The sequence below is a fragment of the Iamia sp. genome, from assembly GCF_035575815.1.
Lineage (GTDB): Bacteria > Actinomycetota > Acidimicrobiia > Acidimicrobiales > Iamiaceae > Iamia.
On the sequence record NZ_DATLXO010000194.1, the window covers coordinates 1 to 12,495 of the forward strand.

A 12,495-nucleotide genomic window follows, 5' to 3' on the forward strand; every position below is an offset into this window, starting at 1 on the left:
GACCCGGGCCCGGATCGCGTCGTGGGCGGCGAGCGGCGGGCGCAGCGGCACCGACCCGGGGAGCCAGCCGAGGGGGGCCAGTGTCGGCGCCTCGGCCTGTCCGGTCGCCGTCCGCAGCCCGGCCGCGACGCGTTCGGGTCCACCCGGGCCGGCGAGGCCGGGCGGGGCGCCGTCACCCCAGCGCGCTCTCGGCTCCTCGTCGTGAGCGAGGGCCCACACGTCGGCCCACGCCCGGCGCAGGTCCTCGTGCTCCGGGCCCAGGCCCTCGGCCAAGGCCCTGGGCAGTCCGCTGATGTCAGCCGGGGTGAGCCGGGAGCGACGCACCCGCTCGACATCGATCCCGACGTCGAAGCCCCGCGACGGGTCGGGGTCCCCGGCGAGCAGGAGGGCCGACATCGTGCTGAGGCACTTGTTGCAGCGCCCGCAGTTCCCCGCCGTCATGCCCTCCCAGCACACCTGCAGATGGGAACGGGCGACGGTGTGGCCCAGGATGTGAGCGATGCGCTCGTGGCGGTGGCGGTGCGGGTTGCCCAAGACCACATCGGTCCCGGCCGTGGAGAGCCGCCTGACGACGTCGGGATCCGAGCCCGAGCGGATCGGCACCCCGACCGGGGCCACGCCGCTGTAGACCAGGCGGGCGAGCCCGCAGCCTGCGGTCAGGCCCGCCGACACCAGGCTGGGTCCGTCCACCCGCGCCCACGGTTGGAGCGGGTCGAGGAGCACCCGGACCGTCGTGGCCATGGGCACCAGCTCGAGCCCGAGCTCGGCGGCCACGGCCCGGTGACCGTCGATGATGGCGGCATCGACGGGGCGGTGGAGGGCATCGCCGTGTTGCAGCGAGAACAGGTGGGTGACGCGCTCGCCTGGAGGCGCCTCGATCAGGTCGAGCAGGGTCGACCACGAGTCGACGCCCCGGGTGAAGAAGAGCCCGACGCCGTCGCCGCCGCGGGCGTGGTCGGAGGTGGTCTCGATCTCGATCGCCGGCGCCTCGGTGCCCCACCACCCGGCCAGCAACCGGGCGATCTCGGTTGCTCCCTCGGCGGCACGGGCGTCGACGGCGCCCTCGATGACGAGGTCCTCACCCCGAGCCGCAGCCAGGGTGGCCAGCACCGCGGCGGTCGGGGTCGCGGTGGGGTCGAGCAGGTCCGCATGGGCGACGGGAAGGATGACCTCGTAGGGCGGCAGCTCGGTGCCGTCGTCGGTCACCAGCTCGGTGCGGACGACCAGGTGCTGCGCCTCGACGCGGGTGACGGGGGGCCGGGCACGCACCGCGCCAACCTAGGCGGCACGACGCCGGGACCCGTCGGGTCGGTAGCGTTCGACGGGTGCCGACGCCAGATAGCGACCGTGCCGCCGTTGCCGCCCTCCTCGGCCGGGAGCCCGACGGCGACTTCGAGGTGGTGGTGCGCCACCGCGACGGCGGCCCGGTCGTGATCCGCAACGCGCCGGTGCTGCCCAGCGGGCGCCCCATGCCGACCCGGTACTGGCTGGTGGGGGAGCCCGAGCGCACGTGGGTGGGGCGCCTCGAGGGGGGCGGGGGCGTCGACCGGGCCGAGGCCGACGTCGACGCCGAGACGTTGGCGGCCGCTCACGACCGCCACGCCGCCGAGCGGGGCGCCGCCCTGCCCGCCGACCACGAAGGCCATGCGCCGTCGGGGGGCGTCGCGGGCACCCGCACCGGCGTCAAGTGCCTCCACGCCCACTACGCATGGTGGCTCGCCGGCGGCGACGACCCGGTCGGGTCCTGGGTGGCCGAGCACCTCAGCGAGGTCGGGGGCGCATCGCCCGGGGCCGGCGGCCCCGATGTCGTCCCCGCCGCGGACCTCGCCGGCGGAGGTGGTCTGTGAGCGGATCGCCTCGACCGGCCCGGCTGACCCGATGATCCCTCCGCCCGTCGCCGCCATCGACTGCGGCACGAACTCGACCCGGCTGCTCGTCGCCGGCCCCGATGGGGCCGGTGGACTGCGCACCGTGTCCCGCCTCATGCACATCACCCGGCTCGGCGAGGCGGTCGACCGCACCCACCTCCTGGACCCCACGGCGATCGAGCGCACCCAGGCGGTGCTGGCGGAGTACCGCGAGGTCATGGACGCCCACGGCGTACCCGCCGGTCAGGTCCGCATGGCGGCCACGTCGGCCGCTCGCGACGCCACGAACCGCGACGAGTGGTTCGACGCTGCCGAGCGTGTCGTCGGGGCCCGGCCGGAGCTGCTCTCGGGCGCCCTGGAGGCCGACCTGTCGTTCCGGGGGGCGACGAGCGGGCTCGAGGCGGCGCGCGGTCCGTTCCTGGTGTTCGACCTCGGCGGGGGCTCGACCGAGGTCGCCTACGGCACCGACAGCGTCGAGGCCTCGGTGTCGCTCGAGGTGGGGTGCGTCCGGCTCACCGAGCGGTTCATCGCCTCTGACCCGCCGCGACCCGAGGAGCTGACCGCGGCGATCTCCTACGCCCAGGCATGGTTCGACGACGTGCTGCGGACGATGCCCGGCGCCGCCTCGGCCCCCGCGGTGCTCGGGCTCGCCGGCACGGTCAGCACCGTCGCGGCGGTGGAGATCGGCCTGGCCACCTACGACCGGGACCGCATCCACCACTTCGTGCTGACCAAGGACGCCGCCGAGGACGTGTTCCGCACCCTCGCCACCGAGAGCCGCGCGGACCGCCTCGCCAACCCGGGCCTCGAGGAGGCTCGCGCCGATGTGATCGTCGGCGGCTGCTGCGCACTCGTCGCGCTCTACCGCACGCTCGGGCTCGACGAGGTACTGGTCTCCGAGGCCGACATCCTCGACGGCCTCGCCCTCAGCCTGCTCGACGGCTTGTAGCGCACTGCGCCGGGGGCGGGTGCTCGGGCTCAGTTCGCGGTCGCCGCCCGCCAGCCCCGATAGCCGCCGTCGAGGTCGGTGGCGCACGGCAGGCCGATCCCGCGGAGGACCATCGCTGCCAGGCTCGAGGCGTCGGCTGCGACTGAGCAACCCCAGGGCCCCGTCCACTTCTTGGTACAGGATCCCGTGGAGGTCGCCGGATCTGTACCAAGAACGGGTTGTGGACGGAACGGGGCCGAACGGGTTGCGGAAGGGGGCGGAGGCGACGTGCGAGACCTCGGGCGAGCGCTGCCACCGCTCGGGATCGGCCGGGGGCGTGCGGTTGGAGAGGGGCTACCGTTCGGGCGTAGAGCCCACCACCGCCTCAGGGGGTCGAGGAAGCCATGCGCCGTGAACGCACCGCCGGACGGCCGCGGTCGCCCGACGCGGGAGGCCCCGGACCCTCGATCGGCACCGGCCCGGACGGCGCGGCGCGCTCGAGTGCCCTGTTCGGGCGCCGGGTCATGCTGCGGCCGCTCACCCTGGCCGACTTCCCGGCGTGGCGCGAGGTGCGCCGGCGCTGCCATGACTGGCTCACCGTGTGGGAGCCGAGCCGCCAACCCGGTGCTCCCGACCCGACCACCGACCGCGACGCGTTCGGGGTGCGCTGCGCCGCCCGCCAACGCGAACGGGCCCTCGGCACCGGGCACGGCTTCGGCGTCTTCCACGAGGGCCACCTGCGGGGGGAGATCAACCTCAACACCGTCCAACGGGGGCCGTTCCAGAACGCCTACGTCGGGTACTGGATCGATGAGTCCGTCGCCGGGCAGGGGCTCATGCCCGAGGCCGTCGTGGTGTTGTGTCGCTTCGCCTTCGAGGAGCTCGCTCTCCACCGCCTGCAGGTGTCGGTCATCCCCCGCAACTCCGCCAGCCGTCGGATACCCGAGAAGCTCGGCCTCCGCGACGAAGGCACCGCGGCGCGCTACCTCGAGATCAACGGCGTGTGGGAGGACCACGTCCGCTACGCCGTCACCGCCGAGGAGTGGATCGACCGGCGCAACGATCTCGAAGCGACCTGGCTGGCGCCACCCGCCTGACCGTCGCCGCCGGTACCGCCGGCCGCACCCGCGGCGGCCCACATTGCAGTGGTTCGAGCGTTCAGCGGCTGCTGCCGGTGAGCGCGTCGCCGGTGGGCCGCGCCTGGGGGCGGTGGTCCACGCCGCCGCCGCCGTCGACGCGGTTGGAGGCCAGGGCGTTGAAGCGGCGCAGCCGCAGGCTGTTGGACACCACGAACACCGAGGAGAACGCCATCGCGGCACCGGCCAGCATGGGGTTGAGGAGCCCGGCTGCGGCTAGGGGGAGGGCGGCGACGTTGTAGGCGAACGCCCAGAACAGGTTGCCCTTGATGGTGCCCAGGGTCTTGCGGGACAACCGGATGGCGTCGGCGGCGGCTCGTAGGTCGCCCCGGACCAGGGTGAGGTCGGACGCTTCGATCGCCACGTCGGTGCCGGTGCCCATGGCCAGGCCGAGGTCTGCCTGGGCCAGGGCGGCGGCGTCGTTGACGCCGTCGCCGACCATGGCGACGACCTTGCCCTCGCCCTGCAGGCGCTTGACGACGTCGACCTTGTCCTGCGGCATCACCTCGGCGATCACGTCGTCGATCCCCACCTGGGCAGCCACCGACCGGGCGACGGTCTCGTGGTCGCCGGTGAGCAGCACCGGCGTGAGCCCGAGACCGCGCAGCTGGGCGATCGCCTCGGCCGACGTGTCCTTGATGGCGTCGGCGACCACGAGCACGCCGCGGGCCTGGCCGTCCCAGCCGACGGCGACCGCAGTCCTGCCCTCAGCCTCCGCGGCGGCCTTGGCCCCCGCAAGGTCGGTGGGCAGGTGCTGGGCCCGATCCGCCAGCAGCTTCGTGCGCCCGACGAGCACAGCGTGGCCGTCCACGACACCCTGCACGCCCAAGCCCTCGACGTTGGTGAAGCCCTCGACGGCCGGCAGGGCGCCGACCCGCTCGGTGGCGCCTTTGGCGATGGCCTGGGCGATGGGGTGCTCGGAGGCGTCCTCCAACGCTCCCGCCAGGCGCAGCAGCTGGTCGGTGTCCTCACCGGTGGCGGCGGCGATGTCGAGCAGGGTCATCTTTCCGGTGGTGACGGTGCCGGTCTTGTCGAGCACGACGGTGTCGACGTTGCGGGTGGACTCGAGGACCTCGGGTCCCTTGATGATGATGCCGAGCTGGGCGCCGCGGCCGGTGCCGACCATGAGGGCGGTGGGCGTCGCCAGCCCGAGGGCGCAAGGGCAAGCGATGATGAGGACGGCCACCGCGGCGGTGAAGGCGGCGGTCAGACCGCCCCCGGTACCGATCCAGAACCCGAGCGTCGCGACGGCCAGCGCGATGACGATCGGGACGAAGATGCCCGAGACCCGGTCGGCGAGGCGTTGGACCTCGGCCTTGCCGTTCTGGGCGTCCTCCACCAGCCGGGCCATCTGGGCCAGCTGGGTGTCCGAGCCGATACGGGTGGCCCGCACGACGATCCGACCGCCGGCGTTGGTGGTGGCGCCGACCACGGCGTCACCGGAGCCGACCTCCACCGGCACGGACTCCCCGGTGAGCATGGAGGCGTCCACCGCCGAGGAGCCCTCGGTGATGACGCCGTCGGTGGCGATCTTCTCCCCCGGCCTGACCACGAACTCGTCGCCCACCGCCAGCTGGTCGACGGGGATCCGCTCCTCGCGACCGTCGCGCCGGACAGACACCTCCTTGGCCCCGAGCTCGAGCAGTGCCCGCAGCGCCGCTCCCGCCCGGCGCTTGGACCGGGCCTCGAAGTACCGCCCGGCCAGGATGAACGTGGTCACACCGGCCGCGGCCTCGAGGTAGATGTTGGCGCTGCCGTCCATGCGGGCGATGGTGATCTCGAACGGATGCGTCATGCCGGGCACGCCGGCGGTCCCGAGGAACAGCGCGTACAGCGACCACCCCAGCGCGGCGAGGGTGCCGATCGAGATGAGGGTGTCCATCGTGGAGGTCCCGTGGCGCAGGTTGGTCCACGCCGCCTTGTGGAACGGCCACGCCCCCCACAGCACGACCGGTGCCGCGAGGTTCAGCGACAACCACTGCCAGTACGTGAACTGCAGCGCCGGGACCATCGCCATGGCGATCACCGGCACGGTCAGCACGGTGGAGATGAGCAGCCGCTGTCGCAGCGGGCGGACCGGGTCGTCCTCCTCCACCGCGATGGCCTCGCCGGTGCCGGAGGGGCGGGGAGGGTCGGGCGCCCGCGCCGTGTAGCCGGCCTTCTCGACCGCCGCCACCAGATCCTCCCTGGCGACGGGGTCGACGTAGGTGACCTTGGCCTTCTCGGTGGCGTAGTTCACCGTGGCCGTCACGCCCTCGAGCTTGTTGAGCCGCTTCTCGATCCGGGCGGCGCACGACGCGCACGTCATGCCGCCGATCGCAAGCTCGACCTGCTCCTCGTCGGCCGGAGCCGGCGGGGTCGTGGTGTTCGGTGTGGAGCTCATCGGTCCTCCTTTGGACGCGCCGGTGCTTCCGGTTGTGGAATCGTCACCGGCTGTGATCGTCGCTGTCGTTCTCTCTCTCCGGCGTGCTGGTCTCGTCGACCGGCGCAGCCGCGGGGTTGGCGTCGGCGCGCACGGTGAGCTCGGCCGTCCGCACGACGCCGTCGTGCTGGAAGTCCAGGAACAGCCGGTAGTCGTCCACCGACGGTGCGGTGGCGTAGAACGTGATGCCGGGCCCGGCCTGCGTGGTGCCGTCGCCGGGCTCACCGGCGGGGTGGACGTGCAGGTAGGCCAGATCCCCGTCGCGGAGGGCCACGAGGTGGCCGTAGGCGGCGAGGTAGGGCTGCAGGTCGGTGACCGGCTCACCGTCGCGACCGACCGTCAGGATCAGCTCGGACTCCTCGCCCGGGACCAGCTGCCCGTCGAGGGTGACGGTGTAGCCGTCCACCTCGGCCGTCGTGGCGGGCTCGGGGAGCGGCTGCGGGTCGTAGTCGCCGGCGACGGCGAGGTCTGCGCCGAGGATCATCGCCTCGTCGTGTCCGGCGGGCTTGAAGTCGGCGAAGATCCGCCAGTCGCCCGCGTTGAGTGCCAGCGGGACGCTCCAGGTGCCGTCGGCTGCCCGGTCCGGGTGCACGTGCTGGAAGCCGGTCAGGTCCCGGCGGACGGCGATGAGGTGCAGGTCCTCGTCGTGGCTCTCCTCGTAGCCCACGAGCGGCTCCCCGTCCGGATCCTCGACCCGGAAGGTCAGCGGGGTCGCCGGGCCGGCGGGCAGGGCGTCATCGAAGAGTCGAAGGGTGTAGCCGTGCTGGGAGACCATCAGTCCTCCCGGGATTTCAGCGACCTCCGCCGGATCGGTTCTGCTGCCGTGGTCGCCGTGACCGTCGGCGGGCTCACCGGAGGTGTCAGCGTCAGCGTCGGCGCCGTCGCCCGAGCCGTGGGTGGGGGCGTGCTCGGCTCCGGCGCCGACCGGGCCGACCGGACCGACGGCGTTGCCGATGCTGACGGCGGCGCCGAAGGCGGCGACCAGGCCCAAGGCGTAGCCACCGAGCTTCGTTGGGGTGTTCATCGTGGGCTTCCTCCTCCACACGGCGCGCTCTGCGCCGCATTCGCGCTGGCTTCACGCCAGCGTCGGGCTGTCCGGACGTGCTATCGGTCGGCCAGCTCGTAGCCGGCCTCCTCGACGGCACCTCGGATTGCTCCGTCGTTGACGCCTCTGTCGTAGGTGACGGTGAGCTCGCCGGTGGCCAGGTCGACGTCGATGTCGGTGACGCCGGGAACCTGGCTGACCTCCTCGGTCACCGAGCTCACGCAGTGCCCGCAGGTCATGCCGACGACGGTGTAGGAAGATGTGCTCATCTCAGGGAGTCCTCTCGAAGTGGTGGTGGATGGCTTCTGATGCCGAGCCTGCGCTGCAGTGCGTCGGCAACGATGGAAGCGAGTCAGGAGCGCACGAGCCGAGCGATGGCCTCCGACGCTTCCTTGACCTTTGCGTCGGCCTCGGGGCCACCTGCTTTGGCTGCCTCGACGACGCAGTGGCTCATGTGCTCGTCGAGCAGGCCGAGGGCAACCGACTGCAGCGCCTTGGTCATCGCAGAGACCTGGGTGAGGATGTCGACGCAGTACTTCTCCTCCTCGACCATCCGCTGCAGCCCGCGAGCCTGGCCCTCGATGCGGCGTAGCCGCTTGAGGTAGTCCTGCTTGCGGTGGATGTAGCCGTGCTGGTTGATCTGCTCGGTGCTGTCCATGCCGTCCCTCCTCCTCGTGTTCACAACGCGGCGCGTCCGTCCTTGGCTCGCTGGAACACGGTACCCCCCTAGGGTAAGAGATGCAACCCCTGGGCATGTGTGCTTTGGAGCCGCTGAGCTGCGGTCCGCTCAGCGCTTGGAGATCTTGGCCTGGAGGGCGGCGAGGCGTTCGGCGAAGGCGGGCTGGTGCAGCGACCAGACCTGCGGATCGAGCTCGAGGTCCACGGCCTCGTCGTGGGTCGCCACGCCGGCCATGGCCCCGAGGGTCTCCTTCACCTTCACGACCAGCTCGCGAGGGGCCGCCGCGGCCCGGGCGGCCAGCTCGTGGGCCGTGGCCAGCAGCTCGTCGTCGTCGACGCAACGCCACACCAACCCGACCCGCTCAGCCTCAGCGCCGTCGAGGATCTCGCCGAAGAGCAGCGCGGCGGCCGCCGCCTGGGGGCCGGCGACGCGCCGGAACATCCACGTGTGGCCGCCGCCGGGGTGGAGGCCCAGCTGCAGGAACCGGGTGTCGAAGCGGGCGCGGCGCGCCGCGAGGCGGACGTCGCAGGCCAGGGCCAGGTTCATGCCGGCGCCGACCGCGGCACCGTTGACCGCGGCGATGGTGGGCAGCGGGCAGTGGGCCACGCGGAGGAAGCCCTCGTAGATCGCCAGCAGCCCGTCACGCTCGGAGGCCCCGAGATCCGAGAGATCGGCCCCGGCGCAGAACGCGCGACCCTCGCCGGTGACGACGACGGCCCCCACAGAGGTGTCGGCCTCCACGGCGTCGACGGCGGCGACGAGGTCGTCACCGAGCGGTCCGCCGAGGGCGTTGCGCCGGTCGGGGTCATCGAGGGTGATGAGGGCCACCCCGTCGGTGATGTCGGTGCGCACGAGGCTCATGGGGTGGTGATCATCCTTCTCCGTCGCGCACGACGGCGGGGGAGTGGCGGAAGAACGCCTCGACGTCCTCCTCGTAGCGGTACTCGGAGTCGTGGTTGCCGATGGTCTGGCGCAGCCGCACGGCCTCGACGAACGCCTGAGCCGCGCCGGCGGTGGTGTATCGGTACTCGAAGCCGGCCTCCTTGAGGCGGCGGTTGTCGATGCCCCGGCCGAACCGGAGGAGGTCGAGCAGCTCGGGGGGGATGTCGACGCCGACGCGCCGCAGGGGCTCGGCGGCCAGGTTGGTGCCGAGGAACGGCAGGGGGATCGTCGCCTTGCCGCAGATGCGGGCGATCTCGCTCCACGGGACGAGCCCGTCGCCGGCCACGTTGTAGATGCCCGAGCGGCCCTCGCCGAGGCTGAAGAGCAACGAGCGGACCACGTCGTCTTCGTGGATCAGCTGGAGCCGGGGGTCGAAGCCGAAGACCGACGGCACCGCGGGAAGGCGGAGCGCCTTGCTGAACGGGGTGGAGAGCTTGGGCCCGAGCACGTTCGAGAAGCGCAACAGCGTGACCTCGACGTGGGGGTTGTCGACGGCGAAGTCCCGCACGTAGCCCTCGACCTCGAGCAGGCTGCGCTCGATGCCGGTGCGCGGCGTGCTCTTGCGCGGCGTGGTCTCGGTGAACCACACCGGGTCGCGGGCGGTGGTGCCGTAGACGAGCGCCGAGGACTTCACGACGACGTTGCGCACCGTGCTCGCCGGGGTGGCGGCGGCGGCGAAGAGGTTCATGGTGCCGATGACGTTGATCTCGTGCAGCCGGCGCCCTGAGGTCTGGGTGCTGTCGACGACGAGGAACGTGTGGACGATCGTGTCGACCTTGGTGGCGGCCACGATGCGCGACAGGATCGAGTAGTTCTCGTCGGAGCGGACGTACTCAGTGCGCTCGAGGCGGACCTTCGGCTCCTCGGTGTCGAGGCCGATGATGACCTCGATGTCGGGGTCCCGTTCGAGGGCCTGGGCCAGCCGGCCACCCCAGAAGGTGCCCAGACCGGTGATGAGGACGCGGCGTCCCACGGTGCGCTCGGCCTACCCGAACCAGACCGAGCGGCGCTGCTGGAGCATGTCGAACAGTGCTTCTTGGATGCTCTGGCGGATCTCCTCGGAGACGTCCATGATCCGGCTCTTGGAGTACCGGGGCTGGTCGGGCGGTTCGTCGAAGGTGACCGGCGGCAGGACCCTCAGCTTGAACTTGGAGGGGAAGTAGGCCACCGCGCCCAGCGGTCCGAAGGCCAACATGTTGGCGGTGATGGGGAAGTACGGGGTGCCGAGCAGCTTGGCCAGCGCCGGCACCCGGGCGACGGTCGGCATGGACTCCTCCGCCCCGACCACGGCGATGGGGATGATCGGCACCCCCGCCCGCATGGCGATCTCGACGAAGCCGCCGCGGCCGAAGCGCCGGAGCCGGTAGCGCTCCTGGTAGGTCTTGGCCGGGCCCTTGGTGCCCTCGGGGAACACCAGGACCAGCTGGCCCTGCTCACGGAGGAGTCGGTACGCGTTGTCGGGTTGGGCGACCACGCCGCCGTTGCGGGCCCAGAGGGTGCCGACGACGGGCAGCGACTTGAAGTAGTGATCCGCGAGCCCGTACACCGCTCGGCCCATCTCGGTCTCGATGCCGTGCATGATCGCCGGGGCATCAGAGGGCACCGCGGCGGCATGGTTCGCCACCAGCAGGGCGCCGCCCTCGGCGGGGATGTTGTCGAAGTCCTCCCACTCGACCCGGAACCACTTGTCGTAGAGCGGGGCGTAGATGCGGCGGGTGAGGGCCCGCATGTGCTCGCTGCGGCCCCACTCGTCGACGTCGCCGATGCGCGGATCCGCGACCGGTGCGGGCGCCTCGGCCGGCGGCGGCAGGGCCACCGGGACGAGGGCCCGGCCGCGGTGCTCCTGGGTGGGGCGGGCCATCGCGTCGAGCGTACTCCCGCCCCCTCCCACCCCGCCCGCCCCGACACCCCCACCCCGATCCCCACCCCGACATTGCGTACCTGAGTCGCGCCTGGCGCGACTCAGGTACGCAATGTCGAGGACCTCCTGGCCTGAGGAAAGGGGTCAGGGGGTCAAGGCCCGGCGTCGTCGAGGTGGGCCCGGCCCGGCGGGCACTGCTCGAGCTCCCGGCACCACCGGCAGGCGCCCGACGGTCGGCGGACCGCCTCGGCGCCGCCGTGGAGGATCGCCAGCATCCGGGCGATGCCGTCGGCAACGCGAGCGGCGGCCGCGTCGAGCAGGCCCGCGGTGACCGCTTCGGGGTGCAGCTGGCCCGAATCCAGGTACGAGGTGGCGACCACCCGGGGCGGCACGCCGGCGCGCAGCGTCTCGACCAGCGCGTAGAACCGCAGGTCGTCGCGGTGGTGGAGGGCCACGTTGCCGGTCTTGAAGTCGACGACGACCTTGCCCGCCCGCATGCCCTCGGCCCGGCCCAGCACCAGGTCGGGGCGACCCTGGAGGATCACCCGGCCGGCGGCCAGCTCGGCTCGCATCCGCACCTCGGTGACGGGCCGCCAGGTGTGGCTCAGCGGCGGCCACGCGTCCTCGAAGGCGCTCACCCGGGCGATGGCCTCCCCCCGGACCTCGGCCCTGTCGTCCTCGTCGCAGTCCCGCAGCCAGTCCGACATCCACTCGTCGGACGCCGAGAGCCGTTCGAGGGCCCGGTCGACGAGGCGGCCGGGGGTGGCGGGTGAGCGGCGGTTCAGGCTGAGCTCGATCGCCTTGTGCGCGACCGACCCCACGACGATCGGCGGCAGGATGGTGAAGGTGTCGTGGACCTCGTCGGAGCGCCACCGCTCCTCACAGGCGTGCACCGTCGCCAGGGCGTGCTTGGAGACGAAGAGCGTCCGGCCCTCGGGGAGCAGCTCGAGGTGCGGTGCCAGATCGGCCTCCAGGTCGGCGCGGAGCTGGCGGGCGATGCCGTCGGCGAACACCGGTCGGGTCGAGCGCGGTGCGCCCAGGCGGTCGAGCGTCTCGCGCTGGCGGGGTGTGAGCCCGTCGCCGGGGCCCAGGTCCTCGGCGCCGCCGTCGGAGTCCATCGTGAACCGAGGATAGGTCGCAGCCCGCCCATCGAACTGGTAGGCGATCTGGGGCCGGGAGCACCCGATGTGCTGACCACTTCGACCCGAGGACGCCGGGTCCGCAGCCCTCGGTGTCACACCCCCCCGTCAGACTGTTCCCCATGGATGCCACCGCAGTGCACTTCGCCTCCGCCGCCCGGCTCATCGGTGAGGCGGCGCGGACCCGGGGCCTGGTGGTGCCCGCCTTCCGGAGCCCACCGCGGCGGCCCGGCGCGGCGCGCACGCTGCGCCGCTGGGCTGGGGGCGGGGCGACCGTCTCGGTCGAGGTGCGGGGCCGGCCCTACGAGGCCGTGGTCGCCGACATGGTCGAGGGGGTGGTGGTCGTCAACCGGGTCGAGGGCGCGAACGCCACCCGTCTGCGCACCAGCCTGTGGGCGGCGGTGCTGGCGGGCACCGGTGTAGCCAGGGGCGGGGACGTGGCCGCGGCCTGACCGGGAGACGAGGGCCACCGCCT

The 12,495-nt window shown here is 72.7% G+C and carries 13 protein-coding genes; 4 read left to right on the forward strand and 9 right to left on the reverse strand.

Annotated elements, in window-relative coordinates; genetic code table 11:
• Nucleotides 1-1,269 (reverse strand): hypothetical protein (locus VNL12_RS19450; protein ID WP_325596822.1); only part of this gene is annotated, 1,269 nt, incomplete at its 3' end.
• 56 nt (nt 1,270-1,325) lie between these two features.
• Here VNL12_RS19450 and VNL12_RS19455 point away from each other — a divergent pair.
• From VNL12_RS19455 to VNL12_RS19465, 3 genes are all read left to right on the forward strand, one after another.
• Nucleotides 1,326-1,847 carry a DUF501 domain-containing protein gene (locus tag VNL12_RS19455; RefSeq protein ID WP_325596824.1) on the forward strand — a complete coding sequence of 174 codons (522 nt, stop codon included), beginning with the start codon at nt 1,326-1,328 and terminating at the stop codon, nt 1,845-1,847.
• A 31-nt stretch (nt 1,848-1,878) separates the two neighbouring features.
• Entirely contained in the window at nt 1,879-2,817 is a 939-nt protein-coding gene (locus tag VNL12_RS19460; RefSeq protein ID WP_325596826.1) for a Ppx/GppA phosphatase family protein, read from the forward strand.
• 383 nt (nt 2,818-3,200) lie between these two features.
• Entirely contained in the window at nt 3,201-3,893 is a 693-nt protein-coding gene (locus tag VNL12_RS19465; RefSeq protein ID WP_325596828.1) for a GNAT family protein, read from the forward strand.
• Nucleotides 3,894-3,954: 61 nt separating this feature from the next.
• On the opposite strand, the gene VNL12_RS19470 is transcribed toward VNL12_RS19465, so the two are convergent.
• The 8 genes from VNL12_RS19470 to VNL12_RS19505 form a co-directional block, all read right to left on the reverse strand.
• Nucleotides 3,955-6,315, reverse strand: coding sequence for a heavy metal translocating P-type ATPase (locus VNL12_RS19470; protein WP_325596830.1), 2,361 nt, complete (start codon nt 6,313-6,315; stop codon nt 3,955-3,957).
• A gap of 43 nt (nt 6,316-6,358) precedes the next feature.
• Nucleotides 6,359-7,378, reverse strand: a complete 1,020-nt coding sequence (locus VNL12_RS19475) for a heavy-metal-associated domain-containing protein (RefSeq protein WP_325596832.1) — start codon at nt 7,376-7,378, stop codon at nt 6,359-6,361.
• Between the two features lie 80 nt (nt 7,379-7,458).
• Nucleotides 7,459-7,668, reverse strand: a complete 210-nt coding sequence (locus VNL12_RS19480; protein ID WP_325596834.1) for a heavy metal-associated domain-containing protein — start codon at nt 7,666-7,668, stop codon at nt 7,459-7,461.
• An 83-nt stretch (nt 7,669-7,751) separates the two neighbouring features.
• Nucleotides 7,752-8,057 carry a metal-sensitive transcriptional regulator gene (locus VNL12_RS19485; RefSeq protein WP_325596836.1) on the reverse strand — a complete coding sequence of 102 codons (306 nt, stop codon included), beginning with the start codon at nt 8,055-8,057 and terminating at the stop codon, nt 7,752-7,754.
• Between the two features lie 129 nt (nt 8,058-8,186).
• On the reverse strand, nt 8,187-8,939 hold the full coding sequence (locus VNL12_RS19490) for an enoyl-CoA hydratase (RefSeq protein WP_325596838.1): 753 nt from the start codon (nt 8,937-8,939) through the stop codon (nt 8,187-8,189).
• Nucleotides 8,940-8,949: 10 nt separating this feature from the next.
• Nucleotides 8,950-9,993, reverse strand: coding sequence for an NAD-dependent epimerase/dehydratase family protein (locus VNL12_RS19495; RefSeq protein WP_325596840.1), 1,044 nt, complete (start codon nt 9,991-9,993; stop codon nt 8,950-8,952).
• Between the two features lie 12 nt (nt 9,994-10,005).
• Nucleotides 10,006-10,881, reverse strand: a complete 876-nt coding sequence (locus VNL12_RS19500) for a lysophospholipid acyltransferase family protein (RefSeq protein WP_325596842.1) — start codon at nt 10,879-10,881, stop codon at nt 10,006-10,008.
• Between the two features lie 152 nt (nt 10,882-11,033).
• Nucleotides 11,034-11,999: a PD-(D/E)XK nuclease family protein gene (locus VNL12_RS19505; RefSeq protein ID WP_325596844.1), complete on the reverse strand. Its 966-nt coding sequence runs from the start codon at nt 11,997-11,999 to the stop codon at nt 11,034-11,036.
• Nucleotides 12,000-12,142: 143 nt separating this feature from the next.
• Here VNL12_RS19505 and VNL12_RS19510 point away from each other — a divergent pair, with 143 nt between their 5' ends.
• On the forward strand, nt 12,143-12,472 hold the full coding sequence (locus tag VNL12_RS19510; protein ID WP_325596846.1) for a hypothetical protein: 330 nt from the start codon (nt 12,143-12,145) through the stop codon (nt 12,470-12,472).
• The last annotated feature ends 23 nt before the right edge of the window (nt 12,473-12,495 follow it).

Excerpts from the sequence above, each read along its gene's own strand:
- VNL12_RS19465 (WP_325596828.1), top strand. The coding sequence starts at position 3,201 with ATGCGCCGTGAACGCACCGCCGGACGGCCGCGGTCGCCCGACGCGGGA.
- VNL12_RS19490 (WP_325596838.1), bottom strand. The coding sequence starts at position 8,939 with ATGAGCCTCGTGCGCACCGACATCACCGACGGGGTGGCCCTCATCACC.
- VNL12_RS19460 (WP_325596826.1), top strand. The coding sequence starts at position 1,879 with ATGATCCCTCCGCCCGTCGCCGCCATCGACTGCGGCACGAACTCGACC.
- VNL12_RS19485 (WP_325596836.1), bottom strand. The coding sequence starts at position 8,057 with ATGGACAGCACCGAGCAGATCAACCAGCACGGCTACATCCACCGCAAG.
- VNL12_RS19475 (WP_325596832.1), bottom strand. The coding sequence starts at position 7,378 with ATGAACACCCCAACGAAGCTCGGTGGCTACGCCTTGGGCCTGGTCGCC.
- VNL12_RS19500 (WP_325596842.1), bottom strand. The coding sequence starts at position 10,881 with ATGGCCCGCCCCACCCAGGAGCACCGCGGCCGGGCCCTCGTCCCGGTG.
- VNL12_RS19505 (WP_325596844.1), bottom strand. The coding sequence starts at position 11,999 with ATGGACTCCGACGGCGGCGCCGAGGACCTGGGCCCCGGCGACGGGCTC.
- VNL12_RS19480 (WP_325596834.1), bottom strand. The coding sequence starts at position 7,668 with ATGAGCACATCTTCCTACACCGTCGTCGGCATGACCTGCGGGCACTGC.
- VNL12_RS19510 (WP_325596846.1), top strand. The coding sequence starts at position 12,143 with ATGGATGCCACCGCAGTGCACTTCGCCTCCGCCGCCCGGCTCATCGGT.
- VNL12_RS19470 (WP_325596830.1), bottom strand. The coding sequence starts at position 6,315 with ATGAGCTCCACACCGAACACCACGACCCCGCCGGCTCCGGCCGACGAG.